The organism is Pseudooceanicola onchidii (assembly GCF_004959925.1).
GTDB classification, from domain to species: domain Bacteria; phylum Pseudomonadota; class Alphaproteobacteria; order Rhodobacterales; family Rhodobacteraceae; genus Pseudooceanicola; species Pseudooceanicola onchidii.
On record NZ_SPUW01000002.1, the window covers coordinates 803,404 to 826,314 of the forward strand.

27 protein-coding genes are annotated in these 22,911 nt (G+C 65.9%); 9 read left to right on the top strand and 18 right to left on the bottom strand.

Annotation, left to right across the window (positions count from 1 at the left end):
* From moaB to E4S58_RS11885, 3 genes are read right to left on the bottom strand one after another with little or no spacing between them, the layout of a single operon-like run.
* Nucleotides 1-528, bottom strand: a complete 528-nt coding sequence (gene moaB / locus E4S58_RS11875) for a molybdenum cofactor biosynthesis protein B (protein WP_136636602.1) — start codon at nt 526-528, stop codon at nt 1-3.
* Nucleotides 525-1,136 (bottom strand): LysE family translocator, encoded by a 612-nt coding sequence (locus E4S58_RS11880; protein ID WP_136636603.1) that lies wholly within the window; start codon nt 1,134-1,136, stop codon nt 525-527. The genes moaB and E4S58_RS11880 overlap by 4 nt, the downstream gene beginning before the upstream one ends.
* Complete coding sequence (locus tag E4S58_RS11885; protein WP_136636604.1) at nt 1,133-1,903, bottom strand: uracil-DNA glycosylase; 771 nt, start codon at nt 1,901-1,903, stop codon at nt 1,133-1,135. The genes E4S58_RS11880 and E4S58_RS11885 overlap by 4 nt, the downstream gene beginning before the upstream one ends.
* A gap of 178 nt (nt 1,904-2,081) precedes the next feature.
* Between E4S58_RS11885 and trpB the strand changes: the two genes are divergently transcribed.
* Complete coding sequence (gene trpB / locus E4S58_RS11890; RefSeq protein ID WP_136636605.1) at nt 2,082-3,332, top strand: tryptophan synthase subunit beta; 1,251 nt, start codon at nt 2,082-2,084, stop codon at nt 3,330-3,332.
* A 74-nt stretch (nt 3,333-3,406) separates the two neighbouring features.
* Here trpB and E4S58_RS11895 read toward each other — a convergent pair whose 3' ends face one another.
* The 5 genes from E4S58_RS11895 to E4S58_RS11915 form a co-directional block, all read right to left on the bottom strand.
* Nucleotides 3,407-3,943 (bottom strand): tetratricopeptide repeat protein, encoded by a 537-nt coding sequence (locus E4S58_RS11895; protein ID WP_136636606.1) that lies wholly within the window; start codon nt 3,941-3,943, stop codon nt 3,407-3,409.
* 140 nt (nt 3,944-4,083) lie between these two features.
* Nucleotides 4,084-4,461, bottom strand: a complete 378-nt coding sequence (locus E4S58_RS11900) for a DUF2237 family protein (protein ID WP_136636607.1) — start codon at nt 4,459-4,461, stop codon at nt 4,084-4,086.
* 49 nt (nt 4,462-4,510) lie between these two features.
* Nucleotides 4,511-5,563, bottom strand: coding sequence for a DUF2332 domain-containing protein (locus E4S58_RS11905; protein WP_136636608.1), 1,053 nt, complete (start codon nt 5,561-5,563; stop codon nt 4,511-4,513).
* Nucleotides 5,560-6,252 carry an aminoacyl-tRNA hydrolase gene (gene pth / locus E4S58_RS11910; RefSeq protein ID WP_136636609.1) on the bottom strand — a complete coding sequence of 231 codons (693 nt, stop codon included), beginning with the start codon at nt 6,250-6,252 and terminating at the stop codon, nt 5,560-5,562. The genes E4S58_RS11905 and pth overlap by 4 nt, the downstream gene beginning before the upstream one ends.
* A 148-nt stretch (nt 6,253-6,400) precedes the next feature.
* Complete coding sequence (locus tag E4S58_RS11915; protein WP_136636610.1) at nt 6,401-7,039, bottom strand: 50S ribosomal protein L25/general stress protein Ctc; 639 nt, start codon at nt 7,037-7,039, stop codon at nt 6,401-6,403.
* Nucleotides 7,040-7,304: 265 nt separating this feature from the next.
* Here E4S58_RS11915 and E4S58_RS11920 point away from each other — a divergent pair, with 265 nt between their 5' ends.
* Nucleotides 7,305-8,525: an Hsp70 family protein gene (locus tag E4S58_RS11920; RefSeq protein WP_136636611.1), complete on the top strand. Its 1,221-nt coding sequence runs from the start codon at nt 7,305-7,307 to the stop codon at nt 8,523-8,525.
* Between the two features lie 6 nt (nt 8,526-8,531).
* On the opposite strand, the gene E4S58_RS11925 is transcribed toward E4S58_RS11920, so the two are convergent.
* From E4S58_RS11925 to E4S58_RS11945, 5 genes are all read right to left on the bottom strand, one after another.
* Nucleotides 8,532-10,016 (bottom strand): inorganic phosphate transporter, encoded by a 1,485-nt coding sequence (locus E4S58_RS11925; protein ID WP_136636612.1) that lies wholly within the window; start codon nt 10,014-10,016, stop codon nt 8,532-8,534.
* Between the two features lie 51 nt (nt 10,017-10,067).
* Nucleotides 10,068-10,547 (bottom strand): NUDIX hydrolase, encoded by a 480-nt coding sequence (locus E4S58_RS11930; RefSeq protein ID WP_136636613.1) that lies wholly within the window; start codon nt 10,545-10,547, stop codon nt 10,068-10,070.
* A gap of 128 nt (nt 10,548-10,675) precedes the next feature.
* Nucleotides 10,676-11,839 carry an alpha-hydroxy acid oxidase gene (locus E4S58_RS11935; protein WP_136636614.1) on the bottom strand — a complete coding sequence of 388 codons (1,164 nt, stop codon included), beginning with the start codon at nt 11,837-11,839 and terminating at the stop codon, nt 10,676-10,678.
* A 74-nt stretch (nt 11,840-11,913) separates the two neighbouring features.
* Nucleotides 11,914-12,705: a tryptophan synthase subunit alpha gene (gene trpA, locus E4S58_RS11940; protein ID WP_136636615.1), complete on the bottom strand. Its 792-nt coding sequence runs from the start codon at nt 12,703-12,705 to the stop codon at nt 11,914-11,916.
* Nucleotides 12,706-12,819: 114 nt separating this feature from the next.
* Nucleotides 12,820-13,815, bottom strand: a complete 996-nt coding sequence (locus E4S58_RS11945; RefSeq protein ID WP_136636616.1) for a polyprenyl synthetase family protein — start codon at nt 13,813-13,815, stop codon at nt 12,820-12,822.
* A gap of 59 nt (nt 13,816-13,874) precedes the next feature.
* Here E4S58_RS11945 and E4S58_RS11950 point away from each other — a divergent pair, with 59 nt between their 5' ends.
* The 3 genes from E4S58_RS11950 (at nt 13,875) to E4S58_RS11960 (ending at nt 15,113) form a co-directional block, all read left to right on the top strand.
* Complete coding sequence (locus E4S58_RS11950) at nt 13,875-14,090, top strand: putative signal transducing protein (RefSeq protein WP_136636617.1); 216 nt, start codon at nt 13,875-13,877, stop codon at nt 14,088-14,090.
* A complete protein-coding gene (locus E4S58_RS11955) occupies nt 14,087-14,842 on the top strand; it encodes a tRNA1(Val) (adenine(37)-N6)-methyltransferase (RefSeq protein WP_136636618.1) in 756 nt (251 codons plus the stop codon). Before E4S58_RS11950 ends, E4S58_RS11955 begins: the two co-directional genes overlap by 4 nt.
* A 106-nt stretch (nt 14,843-14,948) precedes the next feature.
* Nucleotides 14,949-15,113: a YdcH family protein gene (locus E4S58_RS11960; RefSeq protein WP_136636619.1), complete on the top strand. Its 165-nt coding sequence runs from the start codon at nt 14,949-14,951 to the stop codon at nt 15,111-15,113.
* Here E4S58_RS11960 and yddG read toward each other — a convergent pair.
* The 5 genes from yddG to E4S58_RS11985 form a co-directional block, all read right to left on the bottom strand.
* Entirely contained in the window at nt 15,082-15,990 is a 909-nt protein-coding gene (gene yddG, locus E4S58_RS11965) for an aromatic amino acid exporter YddG (protein ID WP_136636620.1), read from the bottom strand. The genes E4S58_RS11960 and yddG overlap by 32 nt on opposite strands.
* Nucleotides 15,991-16,089: 99 nt before the next feature.
* Nucleotides 16,090-16,812, bottom strand: coding sequence for an acetoacetyl-CoA reductase (phbB, locus tag E4S58_RS11970; protein ID WP_136636621.1), 723 nt, complete (start codon nt 16,810-16,812; stop codon nt 16,090-16,092).
* A 197-nt stretch (nt 16,813-17,009) separates the two neighbouring features.
* On the bottom strand, nt 17,010-18,185 hold the full coding sequence (locus E4S58_RS11975) for an acetyl-CoA C-acetyltransferase (RefSeq protein ID WP_136636622.1): 1,176 nt from the start codon (nt 18,183-18,185) through the stop codon (nt 17,010-17,012).
* 123 nt (nt 18,186-18,308) lie between these two features.
* Nucleotides 18,309-19,148, bottom strand: coding sequence for an EAL domain-containing protein (locus E4S58_RS11980; protein ID WP_136636623.1), 840 nt, complete (start codon nt 19,146-19,148; stop codon nt 18,309-18,311).
* A gap of 63 nt (nt 19,149-19,211) precedes the next feature.
* Nucleotides 19,212-19,766 (bottom strand): TlpA disulfide reductase family protein, encoded by a 555-nt coding sequence (locus E4S58_RS11985; RefSeq protein WP_136636624.1) that lies wholly within the window; start codon nt 19,764-19,766, stop codon nt 19,212-19,214.
* A gap of 21 nt (nt 19,767-19,787) precedes the next feature.
* Here E4S58_RS11985 and argH point away from each other — a divergent pair, with 21 nt between their 5' ends.
* The 4 genes from argH to lysA are packed head-to-tail and all read left to right on the top strand — an operon-like array spanning nt 19,788 to nt 22,907.
* Complete coding sequence (gene argH, locus E4S58_RS11990) at nt 19,788-21,179, top strand: argininosuccinate lyase (protein WP_136636625.1); 1,392 nt, start codon at nt 19,788-19,790, stop codon at nt 21,177-21,179.
* Entirely contained in the window at nt 21,179-21,328 is a 150-nt protein-coding gene (locus E4S58_RS17905) for a hypothetical protein (protein WP_169052661.1), read from the top strand. Before argH ends, E4S58_RS17905 begins: the two co-directional genes overlap by 1 nt.
* Entirely contained in the window at nt 21,328-21,642 is a 315-nt protein-coding gene (locus tag E4S58_RS11995) for a DUF2834 domain-containing protein (RefSeq protein WP_136636626.1), read from the top strand. The genes E4S58_RS17905 and E4S58_RS11995 overlap by 1 nt, the downstream gene beginning before the upstream one ends.
* A complete protein-coding gene (lysA, locus tag E4S58_RS12000) occupies nt 21,642-22,907 on the top strand; it encodes a diaminopimelate decarboxylase (RefSeq protein ID WP_136636627.1) in 1,266 nt (421 codons plus the stop codon). Before E4S58_RS11995 ends, lysA begins: the two co-directional genes overlap by 1 nt.
* Nucleotides 22,908-22,911: the final 4 nt, after the last annotated feature.

The window sequence follows — 22,911 nt, forward strand, 5'->3', positions numbered from 1 at the left end:
TCATTTCCGGCGCAGGTGTTCGTCGAGGCGGGGCATTATCTCGACAAAATTGCAGGGGCTGTGGCGGTAGTCGAACTGGTGCACGAGGATTTCGTCCCAGGCGTCCTTGCAGGCCCCGGTGCTGCCGGGCAGGGCAAAAAGATAGGTCCCCCCCGCGACCCCGGCGGTGGCGCGGGACTGCACGGCCGAGGTGCCGATCTTCTTCATTGAGACGATGGTGAAGACGGTCCCGAAGGCGTCGATTTCCTTTTCATAGACATCGCGGTGCGCCTCGACCGTGACGTCGCGGCCGGTCAGGCCGGTGCCGCCGGTCGTCACGATGGCGTCGATGGCGGGGTCTGCGATCCAGTCGCGCAGCTGGGCGCTGATCAGGTCGCGGTCGTCGATGGTGATGGCCCGGGCCGCCAGCCGATGGCCCGCGTCTTCGATCCGGGCGACCAGCGTGTCGCCCGACCGGTCCTCGGCCAGGGTGCGGGTGTCAGAGACCGTCAGGACGGCGATGCCAATGGGGATGAAGTCGCGGGTCATGTCTGCTCCAACAGCGCCAGGCGCAGGGCCAACAGGCCGAAGATCCCGGCGCTAACCCGGCCCAGCCAACGGGAAAACCGTTCGGAGGCGGCCATCTGCCGACCGGCGCCACCGGCCAGGTGGCCGACAGTGCCGTTGATGACAAAGCCGCCGATCCCAAGCGCGGCGCCGAAGATCAGGAACTGCGGCAGCAGCGGGCGGGCCGGGTCGACGAACTGCGGCAGGAAGGCCAGCACGAACAGGATCACCTTGGGGTTCGTCAGGTTCACCAGAAGTCCTTCGCGAAAGGCGTGCGACGGTGCGTCCCGGGGGATGTCGGGGCGAGAGGCGCGCAGGGATTTGACCGCGAGCCACAGCAGATAGCCGACGCCCAGCCAGCGGATCGCCGTCAGGATGCCGGGATGCGCCGCGATCAGCGCGGCCAGGCCCAGGCCGGCCACCAGCGCGTGGATCATCCCGCCCGTCGCCACCCCGGCCGAGGCCGCCCAGGCCGCGCGCGGCCCGCGCCGCAAGCCTTGCGCGAAACAGAACATCATGTCCGCCCCGGGGGTGATGTTCAGGGCAAGGCTTGCCGGCAGAAAGGCCAGCAGTATCAGCGGATCGATCATGTCAGACGGGCTTTCAGGGACAGCAGGTCGGCCCAGGCGTCGCGTTTGGCGTGGGGCGTACGCAGCAGGTAGGCGGGGTGGGTCATCGGCAGGGCAGGGCGGCCGAAGGCTTCGGACCACTGGCCGCGAAGGCGCAGGATGCCCTGTTTCTTCAGCCCCGCGCGACAGGCGATATTGCCCATCAGCACGATGATGTCGGGGTTCACCAGTTCGATGTGCTTCTGCACGAAGGGCAGCATCATCGCGATTTCCTCGGCCTCGGGGTCGCGGTTCTGCGGCGGGCGCCAGGGCAGGACGTTGGTGATATAGACCGCGCGGTCGGGGGTGTCGGCGCTGCGGTCCAGGCCGATCGCGTCCAGCATCCGGTCCAGCAGGTGTCCGGCGCGTCCGACAAAGGGGCGGCCCTCGCGGTCTTCCTCGCGGCCCGGGGCTTCGCCCAGGATCAGCACGCGGGCGGCGGGGTTGCCGTCGGCAAAGACCAGCGACTTGGCGCCGCGCTTGAGGTCACAGTGATCGTAGCCCGCCAGCGCCTCGCGCAGGGCATCCAGCGTGTCGGCCTGGGTCGCGGCCTGCCGGGCGATGTCGACCGCGTCGATCTCCTGCCGCTTGACGATCTGGACGGGGGCGTTGTCGGCGGCTTTCTTGGGCGTCTCTTCGGCCACGGCAAAGCGGTCGACCGGCGCATCGCCGATCGCCTCGTCCGCGCCAAGGTCGACCTGCCAGTCCAGCAGGGCCAGCGCGCTGTGCCAGTCGAGAGCCGATTCCATGCGCCGACACTATCCCGTCGCGCCCGCAGGGGGAACGGGGTCGGGTCGGTGGCGGCACCCGAATTGCGTGCGGGGGTCTTTCCGACTGCGATCCCCAACTGCGATCCATTGCCGCAAAAGGCTGGTCATCGCCCCTTTTCCCCCTTAATCACGGGCGAAACCGCAGGGAGCGACGGCGATGGACGATCTTTTCAACTCCTTCATGAACGGCCCCGACGACAAGGGGCGGTTCGGGCAATTCGGCGGGCGTTTCGTGTCGGAAACGCTGATGCCGCTGATCCTCGATCTCGAGAAGGAATATGAACACGCCAAGACGGACCAGACCTTCTGGGACGAGATGGACGACCTGTGGAAGCATTATGTCGGGCGGCCCTCGCCGCTGTATCACGCCGAACGGCTGACGGCGCATCTGGGCGGGGCGAAGATCTACCTCAAGCGGGACGAGCTGAACCACACCGGCGCGCACAAGATCAACAACGTGCTGGGCCAGATCATCCTGGCCCGCCGCATGGGCAAGACCCGGATCATCGCGGAAACGGGCGCGGGCCAGCACGGCGTGGCGACCGCGACGGTCTGTGCCAAGTTCGGCCTGAAATGCGTGATCTACATGGGCGCGCATGACGTGCAGCGGCAGGCGCCGAACGTGTTCCGGATGCGTCTTCTGGGGGCCGAGGTCGTTCCCGTCACCTCGGGTCGGGGCACGCTGAAGGATGCGATGAACGACGCGCTGCGCGACTGGGTGACCAACGTGCGCGACACGTTCTACTGTATCGGCACCGTGGCGGGCCCGCACCCCTATCCGGCGATGGTGCGCGATTTCCAGTCGATCATCGGCCGCGAAGTCCGCTGGCAGCTGGCCGAGCAGGAAGGCGAAGGCCGCCTGCCCGACACCGTGATCGCGGCGATCGGCGGCGGGTCCAACGCCATGGGTCTGTTCTATGAATTCCTCGACGAGAAGTCGGTGAACATCATCGGGGTCGAGGCCGGCGGCAAGGGTGTCGACGACAAGATGGAGCACTGCGCCTCGCTCACCGGCGGGCGTCCGGGGGTGCTGCATGGCAACCGGACCTACCTGTTGCAGGACGACGAGGGGCAGATCCTCGAGGGCTACTCGATCTCGGCGGGCCTTGATTATCCGGGCATCGGACCGGAACATTCCTGGCTGCATGACATCGGGCGCGCGCAGTACGTGTCGATCACCGACAAGGAGGCGCTTGAGGCGTTCCAGCTGTCCTGTTCGACCGAAGGCATCATCCCCGCGCTGGAGCCCTGTCACGCGCTGGCGCATGTGATGAAGATCGCGCCGACCCTGCCCAAGGACCACATCATCGTGATGAACATGTGCGGCCGGGGCGACAAGGACGTGCAGACCGTCGCGCGCTATCTGGGCTTCGACATGTCGGATACCGAGGGCCGCAGCGCCGACTGACGGTCCTTACCGGTTTCCCAAGTTCACGCCACCCCCGGTTCATCGCCGGGGGTGGTGTCGTTTAAAGGGGCGACTTACCAGGTGGTGGGCGCCCCTGCGATGGCGTCCCTGAGGCTGGCGTAGGCCCAGGTTTCGGTTCCGGCGCGCAGGCGGATTTCCTCAAGCTGCTCGACCGCGCCGACCAGGTCGCCCTCGGCCATCAGCCCCTGGCCCATGTAGGACCGGGCCAGCACGTAGTCCGGGTCGATCGCCAAAGCCGCGCGGTAATAGTCCATCGCGACCTCGGTGTGACCCAGCTTGCGGTTGGTGAAGCCGTAGTAGTTCAGGATGCGCGGATCGTTCTGGTTCTGGGCCGCGGCCAGGACATCCAGCGCGCGGTCATACTGACCGTCGTAGGCCAGTTCGCGCGCGGCGAGATAGCGGTCGTCGTCGGTCACGGCGTCGGATTTCACGTCGAGACAGGTCTTGGTCTTCTCGTCCCAGACCTCACCGGATTTGCAGTCGGTCGAGGTCTTGGTCGTCTTTGGCGGTTCGCTGCTGTCGGACCCCGCGGACAGCGCGGGCGTGGCAAGGGACAGGGCAAGAAGGCTGGCGGCAAAAAGGCGGGTCATGGGCGTTCCCTCTGAGTTGGGGCAGCGTCCCTGCGGGCAGCACGGGCCGGTGCCTGATACAGAAGGTACGTTGCCAACGCCGAAAGTGATCCATCGAGACGCGAAAAAACGCGCCCCAACCGGCCTGACCTTTGAGCCCGTTAGGTTTTTTCCGCGTGTTCGCGCAGCACCTCGATCGGCACGATATCAAGCGCGCCTTGGTGCGTGGCGCCTAGGTGGACCTCGGGCGCGCAGCCTTCGTCGTGGGCCTGCAGGAACCGCGCCGCGCAAAGGCACCAGCGGTCGCCGGGCCTGAGGCCGGGAAAGTTGAACTGCGGCAGGGGCGTCGACAGGTCGTTGCCGACGTATTTCGAATAGGCCAGGAATTCGGCCGTCATCACCGCGCAGACCGTGTGGGATCCCTGATCCTCAGCGCAGGTGTTGCAGTGGCCGTCGCGGAAGAAGCCGGTGACCGGCGCGGTCGAACAGGGCTCAAGCACTGTGCCGAGGACGTTGATGGCGGGATCTTTGCGGGTCATGGGGTGCTCCTTGCCGGTCAATCTAGCGCCCCGGCGGGTGCGCCGCCAGTCAGAGTGCGAAGGGCGCGGCGGCCTCGACGGTGATCCCGTGGGCGTTCATCCGGCCAAGGTCCAGCACCTGCGGGGCGTCTCCGGTCCACACTGTCAGCCGCATGGTGGCCAGAGGCTGGCCATCTTCGAATTCGACCGACAGATGCGCCAGGGGCGCGTCGGGGCGGGCGCGCGATCCGGCCTCGGTCAGGGTGGCGCGCAGGGCGACGTCGGTGGCGGCGGGAAAGTACTGCCAGGCGATGGTGTGGAAGACGAGGTCGATCTGCCCGGGCGTCGGGGCTGCCAGCCTGTCGGCCAGCCAATTGGCGGCATCGCCCCGGTCGACGACCGGTTGCGCGACGGTCAGCGCCGCGTCCAGCCGCGCCATGCGCTCGGGCTGATCGGGCCAGGTGTAGCTGGCCAACCGCAGGCGGTCGTCGGGGGCGTCGGGGGACAGGGGGTTCAGATCCACGCCCCGCCGGTCCGCGACGGTGACCGGTGCCACGGGCGGCAGGGGGCCTGTCCAATCCGGGGCCAGCGTCAGAACCGGATCCACCGCCCCGCGGGCCGTGCCATCGGGCAGGGCCAGCGCATAGTGGTCGAACCAGAGGTTCAGCCCGGCCGAGGCCCCAAGTTCCGACAGTCGGAACGGCAGGCCGGGAAAGCGGGCGGCCAGCAGTTGCGTCGCGGCGATCATCGCGGCGGACCTTCGGACCTCGTTCGTCTGCGGCGCGCTGTCGAGCCAGTGCATGATATGGGATTGATGCGCGGTCATGGCGGCCCGAACGGCCTGCCAGAGCACATCATCAGCGACGGTGTGCGGCGGATATGCGGCGACAAGGCCGTCGTCCCGGCCCATCAGGGCCAGCGCATGCATGGCCCCGGCAAAGCGCAGGGCGATGGCGTCGCCGGTGGCGGTCGCATCGCCGGGCCAGGCCAGAAGGCGGTCGGTCACGGGATGGCCCGGGGCCAGGCGCTCTCCGCACAGCGTCAGCAGTCGTGCCATGAAGGGCGACCCGAGCCGCCCGCAGGCTTCGGCCTGCCGGGCGAAGAGGGGGGCGAGCGCGGTCACCGGAACTTGTCGGCCAGTCTTTGCAGGGGCGAGCGGGTGTCCTCTGTCGGGGTCTCGGGCACGGCTTCAGGTGCGGTGGCCGACTTGGCTTCGGCCTTCGGCTTCGTGGTCGAGCTACGCGGCGGGGCCGTCCGCAGGGCGACGGCGTTCATGAACTTGCCGGTGTCGCCCGCCGCGAGGTCTGCGGCGCCGTCACCGATGCCGCGCATCATGTCGTCCAGCCAGCCCTGTTCGGCCTTGGCGAAATCCGACAGCACGTAAGGCGCGACCTTGTCCTTGTGGCCAGGATGCCCGATGCCCAGCCGGACGCGGTGATAATCCGGCCCGATATGCTGGTGGATCGACCGCAACCCGTTGTGGCCCGCATGGCCACCGCCGGTCTTGCAGCGCAGCTTGCCGGGGGCGAGATCCAGTTCGTCGTGAAAGACGGTCACGTCGCCCGGCGTCAGCTTGTAGAACCGCATCGCCTCGCCGACGGACTGGCCCGAGAGGTTCATGAAGGTCTGCGGTTTCAGCAGCAGTACCTTTTCGCCGCGCAGCATGCCCTCGGACAGCTCGGCCTGGAACTTGGATTTCCACGGCCCGAACCCATGGTCCGACGCGATGGCATCCAGCGCCATGAAGCCGATGTTGTGGCGGTTGCCGGCATATTTGCCGCCGGGATTGCCGAGGCCGACGAAGAGGTTCATGTGCGCATCCGGGATTGTGTCGCCTTCGTTTTATCCAACCCGTCCCGGTAATTCCAGCGACGGCATGGGATCCGGGGTGCAGGGGCTTGGGCAAAGAAAAACGGCCCCGCACAAGGCAGGGCCGTTCGAATTCGCATCATCGGGAAGCTTATGCTTCCGGATCGGCGTCCTGTTCGGTCGCTTCGGTCTCTTCCACCTCGTCGTCGCTGGCGCGCAGGCCGGACGGAGCGGTGATGTTGGCGATCACGAAGTCACGTTCGATCACCGGCTTCACGCCCTCGGGCAGGGTGACGGCGGAAATGGTGATGGTGTCACCGACGTTCAGGCCTTCCAGGTCCACGGTGATGTGGTCCGGGATGTCGCCTGCCAGCACGTTCAGGTCCACGTCGGCGCGAACGACGGTCAGAACGCCGCCCTTCTTGATGCCGGGGCACTTGTCTTCGTTGATGAACTCAACGGGGATGTGCAGGTTCACACGGCTGGTGCGGCGCAGGCGCATCAGGTCGAGGTGGGTCGGCAGATCCTTGACGACGTCACGCTGAACGCCGCGGCAGATGACGCGGACGTCTTCCTGGCCTTCGACCTTCAGGTTCCACAGGGTGGCCAGGAACCGGCCGGCCTTCAGCTTTTTCAGCAGGTCGTTGAACGGGATCTGGATCGCAAGCGGATCCTTGTCGCCACCGTACACAACACCCGGAACCATGCCAGCGCGACGCGCTGCGCGAGCGGCGCCCTTGCCCGTCCCCGCACGTTCCTGGGCTACGAGATCAGGAATTTCTCCAGCCATCAGTCTATTCTCCATAAGTTGGGGCGGACATCCTCCAAGGCTGTATGTCCGCGTGAAGTCGCGCGCTTACACGGATTCTGGGGGGATGGGAAGGGGTAAATGGCCCGGGGCCCGGCAAGCGGGGTGGACTGGCGCGGGGGTCGTCCCGCCCGGTGGACGGGCCGATGTCTCCGACAGAGGTATTTGGGACCAGAAGAAGGGGGATGTTGCGCGAGGTCAAGGGGTGGTGTAGGCGCGGCATCTTTAGGACAGGCGGAGATGGGCGATGGCGGTTCTGGCGGTGGATTTCGGAACCTCGAACACGGCGGCGGCGGTGCTCGACGGCGGCGCGGTGCGGCGGCTGTCGATCGAGGCGGGGGCGGATACCTTGCCCACGGCCGTGTTCTTCCCTCCACGCGGCGCAATGCGGATCGGGCAGGGCGCGGCCGAGGCGCTGATCGACGGGGAAGAGGGGCGGTACATGCGTGCGCTCAAATCCGTGCTGGGCACGCCGCTGTTGCACGAGGCCCGGCTGATCGGTGGCAAGCGGCGGTCGCTCTCCGAGGTGATCACGGCCTTCCTGTCCGTGTTGAAGGACCGGGCCGAGGCGCAGACGGGCCAGCGGTTCACGCGGGTGCTGTCGGGCCGTCCGGTTCATTTTCACACCAACGATCCCGAGAAGGACGCGCAGGCCGAGGCGGACCTGCGGGCCTGTTACCGCGCCGCCGGGTTCGAAACGGTCGATTTCCTGCCCGAACCCGAAGCCGCCGCCCGGGCCAGCCAGGGCCCGAATGGCGAAACCGGGCTGATCGTCGACATCGGCGGCGGCACCTCGGACTTCACGCTGTTTCGGCGCGGGGCGGCGATCGAGGTGCTGGCCAGCCACGGGGTGCGGCTGGGCGGGACGGATTTCGACCAGGCGATCTCTCTGGCGCATGTCATGCCCGAGTTCGGTCTGGGCGGGCAGCTGACGCGCACGCTGGCCGACGGGCTGCTGCCCGTGCCCCGGGCGATCTATGTCGACCTGGCGACCTGGGCGATGATCCCGTTTCTCTACACGGCCGAGGTGCGGCGGATGGTCGATGACCTGGTCGCCCATGCGGTCGATCGCCCCCGGCTGGCCCGCCTGCAATCGGTGCTGCGCGACGAGCTGGGTCATGACGTCGCCTTCGCGGTCGAAGCGGGCAAGATCGCGGCCAACGGCGGCCCGCGGGGCGAGATCGGGCTGGGTCTGGTCGAGGCCGGGCTATCCGTGCCGGTGACCACGGGCTCGATGAACGCAGCGCTTGGGCAGGCGCGCGAAGAGCTGATCCGGGCGGTCTATGACACGCTGAGCCTTGCGGCGGTGCCGCCCGCCGGGGTGGACCATGTGATCCTTGTCGGCGGGTCTAGTCTGATGGGCGTGGTGTCCGACGTCATGACGCAGATCTGCCCCGCCGCCCGGATCAGCCGGGCCGAAGCCTTCACGGCCGTGGTCGACGGGCTGGCGCTGGCGACGGGCGACTAGGGCAGGTCAGCTTGCGACGGCGCTGATCACCTTGAAGATCACGGCCGACAACAGGGCGGCGGCCGGCACGGTGATGATCCAGGCGGCGATGATCGTCATGAAATGCGACCGGCGCACCAGCTTGCGGCGGCGGCGTTCCTCGACCGACAGGGCGGGGCGGTCGGGCACGGCGGTGCGCGCGCGGCGCAACCGGCGTTCGGCGTCCCATTCGCGGAAGAAGCCCACGCCGAAGACCGCGCCGACGGCGATATGGGTCGAGGACACCGGCAGGCCCAGCCAGCTGGCCACGATCACGGTGATCGCCGCCGAGAGCGCCACGCAGTAGGCGCGCATCGGGTTCAGCTTGGTGATCTGGCTGCCGACCACGCGGATCAGCTTGGGCCCGAAGAGGAACAGGCCGAAGGAAATCCCGAAGGCGCCGATCAGCATGACCCAGAAGGGGATCTGCACGGCGTGGGTGAAGTCTCCGACGCTGGTGGCCTGGACGATGGCGGCCAGCGGGCCGACGGCATTGGCCACGTCGTTGGCGCCATGGGCAAAGGACAACAGCGCCGCCGAGACGACAAGCGGAATGCCGAACAGCACCTTCAGCGACTTGTTGCGGTTTTCCAGCCCGCGCGACTGACGGCGGATCACCGGGATCATCAGCAACCAGACAGCGATGCCGGTGACTGCGCCGATGATGATCGCGGTGGCCAGGTCGATCTTGATCAGCTGCTTGAGGCCCTTGAGCGCCAGGTAGGTGGCGAACACCCCGGCCATGATGCCGACCAGCACCGGCACCCATCTGCGCGCCGCCGCGATCTTGTCGTCGCGGTAGATGATGTTCGACTTGATGAACCACAGGAACCCGGCCGCGACCAGCCCGCCGAGGACCGGAGAGATCACCCAGCTCATGGCGATGGCGCCCATGGTGCCCCAGCTGACCGCCGCGAACCCGGCCGAGGCGATGCCCGCGCCCATCACGCCGCCCACGACGGAATGCGTCGTCGACACCGGCGCGCCGACCCATGTGGCAAGGTTGACCCAAAGCGCCGAGGACAGCAGCGCCGCCATCATCGCCCAGATAAAGACCTCGGCCGTGCCCATTGAGGTGGGGTCGATGATGCCCTTGGCGATGGTCTTGACCACGTCCCCGCCCGCGATCAGCGCGCCGGCGCTTTCGAAGATGGCGGCGATCAGGATCGCCCCGCCCATGGTCAGCGCATTGGCCCCGACCGCCGGGCCCATGTTGTTGGCGACGTCGTTCGCGCCGATGTTCAACGCCATGTAGGCGCCAAAGGCGGCGGCGATGACGACGACCAGCGTGTGCGACGTCTGCCCGAAGAACAGAAGCGCGATCAGCCCGGCAAAGACGATGAAGAGAAACGAGATCCCCGGCCCGACCAGCGGGCGCGAGACATAAGCTGACGCCAGTTCGATGTTCGACATCCGGCCCAGGTCGCGGTCCAGCGTGTCGAGGTGTCTGATTTCGTCGTCCGAACGGGCCATGGCTTCCCCCTGCGCAAGTGGAGGGCTAGGTAACGGTCAGACCGTCTTAATTCAACCGGGGATGTTGTCGGGGTCGAAGGCCATAAGGATCTGTTGCAGTTCAGGTTCGTCCACCATGGTGGCGGCCTGCTGCGGGGTGACCCAGGTGCGGCGGCGCTGGTCGGCTTCGGGGTAGCTGTCGCAAACGTCGTCCACGGCGACCGCGTAGACAAGCGTTTCGACTGTCATGCTCCAGCCGTCTTTCTTGCGCTTTTCATAGGTGTAGCTGCCCATGATGCGCCCGTTGCAGGTGCCGCCTTCGACGCCCGCTTCTTCCCAGGCTTCCTGCAGCGCGGCCTCGGCCGAGGTCTTGCCGGTCATCGGCCAGCCCTTGGGAATGATCCAGCGCCCGGTGCCCCGGCTGGTGACGAGAAGAACCTGCGTCGTGTCGCCCGACCCGCGAAAGCACAGCGCCGCCACCTGCAGGCGCTTTGGGCGCTGCAGCATAGGCTGGACGTATCCGCTCCAGGCGGACTTGAAGTAGTGCATCATGGGGTGAACTGCCGTCACGTTCTTCTTGCTTATCCCCAAGATATAGCATGCGCAGCGGCAAAGTAAAATCGCGCCCCTTCAAAAGGGACGCGATTTGGCGTCAATTTTAGGCATTGCTGGTTTTTCAATCACACCCAGGTGCCGGAAAACCCTTCGGGGACCAGGATGCTGTCGCGGGTGACGTTCTTGATGTCGCGCTGGCCGGTGAAGGCCATCGAGATGTCCAGCTCGTTGCGGATGACCTCGAGCGCCCGGGTCACGCCAGCCTCGCCCTGCGCGCCCAGCCCATGGATGAAGGCGCGGCCGATGTAGGTGCCCTTGGCGCCCATGGCGATCGCCTTGAGCACGTCCTGACCCGACCGGATGCCGCTGTCGAGGTGGACCTCCAGATCGTCCCCGACCGCCTGCATGATCGGATCGAGCGCGCGGATCGACGACAGCGCGCCGTCCTGCTGCCGCCCGCCGTGGTTCGACACGACGATGGCATCGCAGCCGACCTTCTTGGCCATCACCGCGTCCTCGGGGTCGAGGATCCCCTTGAGGATGACCGGACCGCCCCACAGCGCCTTGATCTCTTCGATCTTGCGCCAGTCGAGCGCGGGGTCGAACTGCTGCGCCGTCCATTCGCCGAGGCGCGAGGTGTCTTCGACCCCTTTCACGTGGCCGACGATATTGCCGAACTGCCGACGCTTGGTCTGCAGCATCTCGATCCCCCAGGTCCACTTGGTCATGAGGTCGGCGATGACGGCGGCGGTCAGTTTTGGCGGGGCGGACAGGCCGTTCTTCAGGTCCTTGTGCCGCTGGCCGAGGATCTGCAGGTCAAGCGTCACGACCAGGGCCGAACACTTGGCGTCCTTGGCCCGCTGGATCAGCCGCTTGAGATAGTCCTGATCCTTCATGGTATAAAGCTGGAACCAGAAGGGCCTTGAGGTGTGTTCGGCCACGTCTTCGATCGAACAGATCGACATGGTCGACAGGGTGAAGGGCACGCCGAACTTTTCGGCGGCCTTGGCGGCCTTGATCTCACCATCCGCGCGCTGCATGCCCGTCAGCCCGACCGGGGCCAGGGCCACGGGCATGGCGACCTTCTGGCCGATCATCTCGGTCTCAAGCGTGCGGCCGGTCATGTCGACGGCCACGCGCTGGCGCAGGCGGATGTCTTCGAAATCGGTGGTGTTTTCGCGGAAGGTCTGTTCCGTCCAGGACCCGCTTTCGCAGTAATCGTAGAACATCTTCGGCGTCCGGCGCTTATGCAGGCGCTTCAGATCGTCGATGCAGGTGATGACGGGCATGGTGACCTCCCCTTCCCAGTGGTTGCAAAGGTTTAGCAACCGGGGAAAGGGGCGGCAATAGAGGGGCTGTGACCTCAGGCGCTGTGCGCGCCGTCGGCCAGCGATTTGACATAGGCCGCGACCTCTTCGGTCGACCGGCCCTGGGCGATTTCGCTGACGATGGCCGATCCCACCACGCAGCCGTCCGCCACGGCCGCGATGGCCCGTGCGGTGTCGGGGGTGCGGATGCCGAAGCCGACGATGATCGGCAGGTCGGTCTGCGCCTTGATGCGGGTGACCTCGGGGGCGACGTCGACGGCCTGCGCCTCGGCCGATCCGGTGATGCCGGTGATCGAGACGTAATAGACGAACCCGGATGTGTTCTCGAGCACCTTGGGCAAGCGCTTGTCGTCCGTCGTCGGCGTGGCGAGGCGGATGAAGTTCAGGCCTGCCGCCTGCGCCGGGATGCACAGTTCGTCGTCTTCCTCGGGGGGCAGGTCCACCACGATCAGCCCGTCGATGCCCGCGGCCTTCGCCTCGCTCAGGAAGGTGTCGACGCCGATCGAGAAGATCGGGTTGTAATAGCCCATCAGCACGATTGGGGTGGTGTTGTCGGTCTTGCGGAACTCGGCCGCCATGGCGAGCGTCTTGCGCAGGGTCATGCCTGCGGCCAGGGCGCGTTGGCCGGCCAGCTGGATCGTCGGGCCGTCGGCCATCGGGTCGGTGAAGGGCACGCCCAGTTCGATGATGTCGACGCCGGCGCCGGGCAGGGCGCGGAAGATCTCCATCGATCTGGCCTCGTCGGGATCGCCGGCCATGACATAGGCCACGAAGGCCTTCTTTCCCTCGGCGCGAAGGCGGTCAAACGTGGCGTCGATGCGTGTCATGGCGTCCCTTTCCCTTCGGCCTCTGCGGGCCGCGCGCCTTGACTTGCCGCAAGGGGACGCTGCGGTCAATGGCGGAGGGGGCCTAGGGGCGAATTCAGGGCGTTGCCCGCGCCGTCAGCGCAGGCGGGCCACTACGTAATCGGCCAGGTCCGACAGCAGCCCGGTCAGCTGGTGGTCGGGCAGGGCGCGCAGCGCGTCCTTGGCCGTGTCGGCCCAGCCAAGCGCCGTGGCACGGGTGCTCTCCAGCGCGCCATGCTTGTCGAGCAGCGCGCGCGCGGTCGCCAGATCCGCGTCCTCCTGCTTGCCCTTCTCGATCGTGCGGGTCCAGAAGGCGCGTTCGTCCGCGTCGGCGTCGGCAATCGCACGGATCAGCGGCAGGGTCAGCTTGCGTTCGCGGAAATCGTCGCCGACGTTCTTGCCGGTCTGCGCCGCGTCGCCCTGCCAGTCGAGCAGATCGTCCGCCATCTGAAACGCGATGCCAAGCGCGTCGCCATAGGTGAACAGCGCCTGCACCTGATCCTCGGATGCCCCGGCGATGACGCCGCCGGCCTCGGTCGCGGCGGAAAACAGCGCGGCGGTCTTGCCCCGGACGACCTGCAGATAGATCTCTTCTGTGGTCTTCAGATCCTGCGCGGCGGTCAGTTGCAGCACTTCGCCCTCGGCGATGGTGGCGGCGGCGTCGGACAGGATGTTGAGCACGCGCAGGTTGCCCGGTTCGACCATCAGCTGAAAGGCGCGAGCGAACAGGTAATCCCCGACCAGAACCGAAGACTTGTTGTCCCACAACAGGTTGGCGGTCGGACGGCCGCGGCGCTGGCGGCTTTCGTCCACCACGTCGTCGTGCAGCAGGGTCGCGGTGTGGATGAATTCGACCGTCGCGGCCAGATGCACGTGCCAGGGGCCGTCATAGCCGCTTAGCCGTGCGGCGGCGAGGGTCAGCATCGGCCGGATGCGCTTGCCGCCGGCTTCGACCAGATGCGCGGTCACTTCGGGGATGCGCGGGGCGTGGCGCGAGGCCATGCGGTCGCGGATCAAGGCATTCACGGCCGTCAGATCATCGGCCAGCAGTGTGGCAATTGCCTCATGAGGTTTGTCCACGGGGAGGTCCAAGCGCGTGATCCCTTGCCAGATATCTCGACATGTCGGGCCCCAGTGCCTAAGTCCCGATCATGAAACAGCTCCTGCGGACCACCAACATGGCTGACATGGCCTTCGCGCAAGCGCTGCTACGGGGCGAGGGTATAGACTGCTTTGAAATGGACGTAAACATGAGCGTCCTCGAAGGATCGATCGGTATTTTTCCCCGTCGCCTGATGGTCCGGTCGGATGATTTCGACCGGGCTGCGCGCTGCCTGACCGACAACGGGATCGAGGTGTCGGAATGACCGAAACGCCTGTGACTCTGGACCGTATCCTCGGCGGTCGGGTCGCATTGTGGCAGCCGAAGGCAGGCTATCGCGCCGGTGTCGATCCGGTGTTCCTGGCCGCCAGCGTGCCGGCCCGGACGGGGCAGAGCGTTCTGGACCTGGGATGCGGGGCGGGGGCTGCGGCGCTGTGCCTCGGGGCGCGGGTGCCGGGGCTGCGGCTGGTCGGACTGGAACGCCAGGCGCTTTATGCCGACCTGGCCCGCCGGAACGCAGGCGAGAACGGGCAGGACTTCGAGGTGATCGAGGGCGACCTGGCCGACATGCCGACCAAGCTGAAGCAGCGCCAGTTCGACCATGTCATTGCCAACCCGCCCTATTTCCGGCGCGATCAAAGCGTTGCCGCCGGGAACGCCGCCCGCGAAGGCGCGCATGGAGAAGATGTGCCGCTGTCAGAGTGGGTCGCGGTCGCGGCGCGCCGCTGTGCGCCGCGCGGCTACGTAAGCTTCATCCAGCGGATCGAACGCCTGCCGGATCTTCTGACGGCTTTCACATCCTGTCTTGGATCGGTCGAACTTTTTCCACTGATTCCCCGCGAAGGCCGCGATCCGCAACTTTTCCTTCTTCGGGGGCGGAAAAACGGCCGCGCGGCCTTCCGTCTTCTGCCCGGTCTGGTTGTGCACGACGGGGCCGCACATGACACCGACCAGGAAGACTATACCCCTGAGGCGACTGGCATTCTCAGGGACGGTATGCCGATTAATATGGGTTAATCATTCACCTTGGGGAAACCATGTCGGCAAACTCTCGCGACTGCAGCGTGACAGATTTGTAAAACTGTGGTCCACTTTCGTTATCGCCAACAGAGAGGAGACGACAATGAGCTTGAGTTCGCATCTGGAAGAACTGAAGAAAAAGCACCAATCCCTCTCGACCGCCGTGGAACATGCGCAGCGGTCGCCGGGTGTGTCTCAGACCGAGATAACCCAGATGAAAAAGCAGAAACTGCGACTCAAGGAAGAGATTGCCCGCCTGACCCACTGACCTTCGGGGCAGGGGATCTGCGCAAACTGGCGCGGGCCGCAAGGGTCGCGCCACCGGTAATGAGTATGGTTGCAAGGGCAAGCCGGGCCGTTGGCTCGGCTATGCCTGCGACCACCAGGATCAGCGTCGATAACAGCGGTGCGGCATAGGATGCCACACCGAGAATCTGGATGTCGCCCCGCTTGACCCCGACATCCCAAGTGTAGAACGCCAGCCCCACGGGACCAAGCCCGAGGCCCAGGATCGCGGCCCATCCGATGACGCCTTCTGGTTGAGTTGTTTCTTCCAGTAGAAGGTGCAGGACGGCCGACAGGACCGCCGTGACCACGCAGAACAGCGCGACCGCCGCCGTCGGAACCGTGCCAAACCGACGCGACAGCACCGAATAGCCGGACCAGGTCAGCGCGCAGGCCACGGCCAGCGCATAACCGGTCATGTGTTCCGCCGCGAAGCCCCCCTTGCCGCCCAGAATGATCAGCGCCGCCCCGGCAAAGCCCGCCAAGGCGCCGATCAGGTGTCCGGGGCGCAGGCTCTCGCCCGGCAGAAGCCCCGAGAACAGCACGATCAGCAGGGGCCAGAGATAGGCGATCAGCCCGGCCTGAGCGGGAGGCGCGTTGCGCAGCGCGGCGAAATACAATGCGTGGTAGCCAAAGAGCCCGATCGTCCCAAGCGCAAAGGCGGGAAGTGGCACGCGGCGCAAGGCCGACAGCTGACCGGTCGCGGTGGCCCAGATCAGGCCGATCGTACCTCCGACGGCAAAGCACATGGCGTTCAGCTGCAGGGGCGGGACCGGGGCGCTGCCCACGGTGAACAGCGCAAGCAGAGCCCAAAGGAGGACTGCGGTGAAGCCGATGGCGGTGGCGCGGGATCGTGTCATGCGCGGGTTGTGCGCGACCGCCCGGGCCGGGTCAATGGCGGGCTGCGCACATGAAAAGGGCCGGGATGACCCCGGCCCTCGTATCATCGTGGCTTGGGATCAGACGAAGAACTGACCGCCGTTTGCCGTGATGGTCGACCCGTTGATGAAGCCCGCATCGTCGGACGCCAGGAAGACCACGCAGCGCGCGATTTCCTCGGGCTCGCCCAGGCGGCCGGTCGGGATCTGGCCGATGATGGCTTCGCGCACCTTTTCGGGCACGGCCATGACCATGTCGGTGGCGATGTAGCCGGGGCAGATGGCGTTGGCCGTGATGCCCTTGGCCGCGCCTTCCTGCGCGAGGGATTTCACGATGCCCAGGTCACCCGCCTTGGTCGCGGCATAGTTCACCTGGCCGAACTGGCCCTTCTGTCCGTTGATCGAAGAGATCACGACCACGCGGCCAAAGCCCCGTTCGCGCATGCCGGGCCAGCAGGGGTGGACGGTGTTGAAGACGCCGGTGAGGTTGGTGTCGACAACCTCTTTCCACTGTTCCGGCGTCATCTTGTGGAAGGGCGCGTCGCGGGTGATGCCCGCGTTGGCGACCACCACGTCGATCGGGCCGACCTCGGCTTCGACCTTGGCGATGCCCTCCTTGGAGGCCGCATAGTCTGCGGCGTTCCACTTGTAGGTCTTGATGCCGGTTTCCTCGGTGAACTTGGCCGCGGCCTCGTCATTGCCGGCATAGGTGGCGGCCACCTGATACCCTGCGTCTTTCAGTGCCTTGGAGATTGCCGCGCCGATGCCGCGCGACCCTCCGGTGACCAGTGCTGTCCGTGCCATTATGTCTCCTCCGGAATGTCTTCAGGTAATCCTGTTACTCATTTAGGTCGTGCTGCGCAACATTGTTGCGCGATGAATTTTGCCTCTTGGCTCTGATTCTTTGTCGCACCCCCGGCTTACCATAGGGCAGTGGAAAGCAAAGAAGGGCACCTTTTCAGGTACCCTTCGCTTGCGTATGTTTTGTGAAGCTGCCGAATTTACGGGCGTTCGACACACATCGCGACGCCCATGCCGCCGCCGATGCACAGCGTGGCGAGGCCTTTCTTGGCGCCGCGCCGCTTCATCTCGAAAAGCAGGGTGTTCAGCACGCGCGCGCCGGATGCGCCGATCGGGTGGCCAATGGCGATGGCGCCGCCGTTCACGTTCACGATCGACGGATCCCAGCCCATGTCCTTGTTCACCGCGCAGGCCTGTGCGGCGAAGGCTTCGTTCGCCTCGACCAGATCGAGATCAGTGGCCTTCCAGCCTGCCTTCTCAAGCGCCTTGCGGGACGCGTAGATCGGACCGACGCCCATGATCTTGGGGTCGAGGCCGGCGGTTGCGTAGCTGACGATGCGGGCCAGCGGTTCGATGCCGCGCTTTTCGGCCTCATCCGCGGACATCAGCAGGGCACCGGCTGCGCCATCGTTGATGCCCGACGCGTTGGCCGCAGTCACGGTACCGTCCTTGGTGAAGGCAGGGCGCAGTTTCTGCATGGCGTCGATGGTCGCGCCGTGGCGGATGTATTCGTCCTGATCCACGACCGTTTCGCCCTTGCGGGTCTTGACGGTGAAGGGGACTATTTCGTCGGCGAACTTGCCGGCCTTTTGCGCGGCTTCGGCCTTGTTCTGCGACTGGACGGCGAATTCGTCCTGCTGGTCGCGGCTGATCTGCCACTTTTCAGCAACGTTTTCAGCGGTCTGGCCCATGTGGTAGCCGTTGAAGGCATCCCACAGACCGTCCTTGATCATCGAGTCGATGTACTTGACGTCGCCCATCTTGTGGCCCGCGCGCAGGTGCGCGACGTGGGGCGAGAGAGACATGCTTTCCTGGCCGCCGGCGGCCACGATGGAGGCATCGCCAAGCTGGATGTGCTGGGCGGCAAGGGCGACGGCGCGGAGGCCCGAACCGCAGACCTGGTTGATGCCCCAGGCGGCGGAGGCTTCGGGCAGGCCTGCGTTGATATGCGCCTGACGGGCCGGGTTTTGCCCCTGACCGCCGGTCAGCACCTGGCCGAGAATGGTTTCGGAAACGTCCGCGGCATCGATGCCTGCGCGCTTCACCAGTTCTGCCAGAACGGTTGCGCCAAGGTCATGTGCCGGGGTGGTTGCAAAAGAGCCGAGAAAGGATCCGACGGGCGTACGCGCTGCGGATGCGATGACGACATTGGTCATGTGTGGTCCTCCACTATTTTGACGCAGGAGATTCTCCCCCCACGCCTCCATGCAGGTGACCTAACGCAAATCGCGGCGAATCTCAACGTGCTGCAGTGCCGCAAAATCGGTGGTGCCGGGCGCTCAGGTTCCGGTGGCGCGCTTCGTCTCCTCCCACGGGGGGTGCACCGTGGGGGCGGCGAAGTAGTAGCCCTGCAGGCAATCCACCCCGGCCTCGACCAGCCACTTCGCATCGGCGGCGTTTTCGACCTGTTCGGCGATTGTCAGCATGTCCATCTGCTGCGCGATGGCGATCAGGGCGCTGGACAGGACCTGGTTGTCCGCATTGGTCGCGACGCCCTGGATGAACTGGCCGTCGATCTTCAGCACGTCGAAGAGGAAATTCCTGAGGTAGCGGAACGAGGTATAGCCCGCCCCGAAATCATCCAACGCAAAGCCGATACCGTGCCGCCGCATGTCGGACATGAAGCTGGTCACCAGTTCCGGGATCAGCATGGCCGAGCTTTCGGTGATCTCGAGGATCAGCCGTTCCCCGACGGTCGGATCGCCCATCAGCCGTTTGCGCAGGATCCGCATCCACGGCGGATATCCGATCGATCGGGCGGACATGTTGATGGCCAGCCGCAGGTCCGGGCGGCGGGCCAGTTCGCGCAGGCCCAGGTCCAGCGCAACGGTGTCGATACGGCGGCCGATTTCCGTCTGTTCGACGGCGTGGATGAAATCTCCGGCGGGGATGAAGCGCCCGGTTTCGTCGTAAATCCGAATCAGCCCCTCGTAGAAGGCAACGTTCGCGGGATTGCCTGCGGGCACGATCGGCTGGAAGGCGAGGGCCACGTGCCGGTGCCGCAGGGCCGCATCCACCATGTCTTCGACCCTGGCATCGCGGGCGGCGACGGCAAAGCTCAGCGGGTCCCGCTGATCGGTCGTGATATCCTCAAGTCGCCTGTTCCCGGTTTCCTGCATGGCAGCCCCCGCTCCTGATGCGGGAAGTGTCGCGCGCAGTCGTTAAGAAACCGAAAAGATCCCTCAGCTTTCCATGTCGTTGATCATCGCCTCGATGATGGCGCGGGCGCTGTCAGACGCCCAGTCGGCGGTGCCGGTCAGCCGGGCCACTTCCTGTCCCTCGCGGTTCAGCAGGACGGACACGGGCAGGCCCAGCACGCCGTTGCCCCGACCCAGGGCTGCCTGTTTGTCCAGGTATTTCGGCAGGTTGTTCACCCCGATGTCGTCGAAAAACTTGTCGATGGCGGGTGTCGCATTGGGGCCGGTCGCCACGGTGACGACGGCGAAATCCTCGCCTCCGTAGGCGTCCTGCAGGGCAGAGAGCGTCGGCATTTCCTCGCGGCAGGGGGCGCACCAGATCGCCCAGAAGTTCACCAGAACCACCTGGCCGCGATATTCTGCCAGGCTGATCTTGCCGTCGGCAGCGTCGAACTGCGCGTCCTGAAACGCCTTGGGGGCCTCGTGCACGGCCAGTTTCTTCATGTCGCCGTCGCGCAGATCGGCGATACCGTCGGCGGCGGCGACGTTTGCAGTGAGGATCAACCCCGTATAAAGGAGCGCGGTGAGCCAGTTTCTCATAATTCCTCCGGGCGGGTGCAAATGACCGACAAGACTTCGAACCAGATGTGGGGTGGCCGTTTCGCCGCCGGACCCGATGCTATCATGGAGGCGATCAATGCCTCCATCGGGTTCGATCAGCGTATGGCAGCGCAGGACATCGCGGGATCGCGCGCCCATGCCGCCATGCTGGCCGCAACTGGTATCGTTTCGGATAAGGATGCCGAGGCGATGAGGGAAGGGCTTCTCACGATCTTGTCAGAGATCGAAGAGGGCAAGTTCGCCTTTTCCACCGCGCTGGAAGACATCCACATGAACGTCGAGGCCCGGCTCAAAGAGGTCATCGGTGAACCGGCGGGGCGTCTGCACACCGGGCGGTCGCGCAATGATCAGGTGGCGACGGATTTCCGGCTTTGGGTGCGCGATCAGGTGGATGCGGCGATAGATGGCCTGCAGGCGCTGATGGCGGCGCTGCTGGATCAGGCCGAGGCCGGGGCCGATTGGGTCATGCCCGGGTTCACGCACCTGCAGACCGCGCAGCCCGTCACCTGGGGCCACCACATGATGGCCTATGTCGAGATGTTCGCGCGGGATCTGTCGCGGTTCCGCGATGCGCGGGTGCGGATGAACGAATCTCCGCTTGGTGCCGCGGCGCTGGCCGGCACGTCCTTCCCGATCGACCGGCAGATGACGGCCGAAGCGCTTGGATTTGACCGGCCGATGGCGAACTCGCTGGATGCGGTGTCCGACCGGGACTTTGCTCTGGAGTTCCTGGGCGCGTCGACCATCTGCGCGATGCATCTGTCCCGCATGGCCGAAGAGCTGGTGATCTGGTCCTCGGCCCAGTTCCGCTTCGTCACCCTCAGCGACCGGTTCTCGACCGGGTCGTCGATCATGCCGCAGAAGAAGAACCCCGACGCGGCCGAGCTGATCCGCGCCAAGATCGGCCGGATCTTCGGGGCGAATGTCGCGCTGACCATGGTGATGAAGGGGCTGCCGCTGGCCTATTCCAAGGACATGCAGGAAGACAAGGAACAGGTCTTTGACGCTGCCGACAACCTGATGCTGGCGCTGGCCGCGATGACCGGGATGGTGTCGGACATGACCGCCAACCGGGCGTCGCTCGAGGCCGCGGCAGGCTCGGGCTTCTCGACCGCGACGGACCTGGCCGACTGGCTGGTGCGGGCGCTGAACATGCCGTTCCGCGATGCGCACCATGTGACCGGATCGCTGGTCGCCATGGCCGAAAAGCGCGGCTGCGACCTGCCGGACCTGACGTTGGCCGACATGCAGTCGGTCCATGACAAGATCACGGACGAGGTCTTCGGCGTGCTGGGCGTGCACAATTCGGTTGCCTCGCGCATGTCCTACGGCGGCACTGCGCCCACGCGGGTGCGCGAACAGGTCGCCCGCTGGCGCGAGGTTCTGGCGTGATGCGGGTCATCGTGCTGATCGGCTTTGCCTTCTTCGTGGCACTGGTCGCGGCCTGCGGCGTCGACGGCGAGCCGGAAAAACCGGGCGCAGAGCGTGACGCACCCAAAGTCACCGTCAGCGGGTCGGCCCGCGTTGGCGTGATCTTCTGATGTCCAGCCTGCGGATGCTCTATCTCGGGCTGGCGATCTGGGGGGCGGTGCATCCCATGTCGCTGATGCTGGGGTGGGTGTCCGAGACGGGGCAGGGGCTGGGTGGCCTTCTTGCCGCCTGGACGGCCAATGGCGCGGTCGCGGGGCTGGCCTGGGATCTGGTGATCGCCGCGGTGGCGCTGACGGTCTGGATCCTGGCCGAGGTCTACGTGCGCCGCAACTGGTCGGCCCTTGTCGCCATACCGGCGACATTTCTGATCGGCGTCAGCTGTGGCCTGCCGCTTTATCTTTTCCTTCGAACACGAGCTTCCTGATGGACCATTTCCTCTATCGCGACGGCGCGCTTTACGCCGAAGACGTTCCCGTGGCCGACATCGCGGCCCAGGTCGGCACGCCGTTCTACCTGTATTCCACCGCGACCCTGACCCGCCACTTCAAGCTCTTTGACGAAGCGCTCGCCTGGGGGCCGCACATGGTCTGCTATGCGATGAAGGCGGCGTCGAACCAGGCGATCCTGAAGACGCTGGCGGCCTGCGGGGCGGGGATGGACGTGGTGTCGGGCGGTGAATACGCGCGGGCCATCGCAGCGGGCGTTCCGGGCGACAGGATCGTCTTTTCGGGCGTCGGCAAGACCGAGGAGGAGATGCGTGCGGCGTTGTCCGGCGGCATCCGTCAGTTCAACCTGGAGTCCGAGCCCGAGATGGAGCGGCTGAACCGTGTCGCGCTGGACATGGGCGTCGTGGCCCCGGTGACCGTGCGGGTGAACCCGGACGTCGACGCCAAGACCCACGCCAAGATCGCGACCGGCAAGTCCGAGAACAAGTTCGGCATCCCGATTTCCCGCGCCCGCGAAGTCTATGCCCGTGTGGCGAAGCTGCCGGGCCTCAGGGCCGTGGGCATCGACGTCCATATCGGGTCACAGCTGACCGATCTGGAACCCTACCGACTCGCCTTCCGCAAGGTGGGGGAACTGACCGACGTGCTGCGGGCCGACGGGCACGACATCCAGCGGCTGGATCTGGGCGGCGGGCTGGGCATCCCCTACACCCGCGGCAACGAGGCGCCGCCGCTTCCGATGGATTACGGCAACCTGATCCGCGAGGAACTGGGCGACAAGGGCTGCGAGATCGAGATCGAGCCGGGCCGTCTGGTCGCGGGCAACGCGGGCATCATGGTCAGCAAGGTGGTCTACGTGAAATCGGGTGAAGGGCGCGACTTCCTGATCCTCGACGGGGCGATGAACGACCTGATCCGCCCGGCCATGTACGACGCGCATCACGACATCATCCCGGTCATCGAACCCGCCCCCGGCTTCGAATACCAGCCCTATGACATCGTGGGCCCGGTTTGCGAATCCGGCGACACCTTTGCCAAGCAACGGATGATGCCGCCGCTGGCCGAAGGGGACCTGGTCGCCTTCCGCTCTGCCGGGGCCTATGGCGCGGTAATGAGCAGCGAATACAACTCTCGCCCGCTTATTCCCGAGGTTCTGGTGCACGAGGATCAATTCGCTGTCATCCGCCCGCGTCCAAGCTTTGACGAGATGATAAACCGCGATACGCTACCTTCGTGGCTCTAGGACG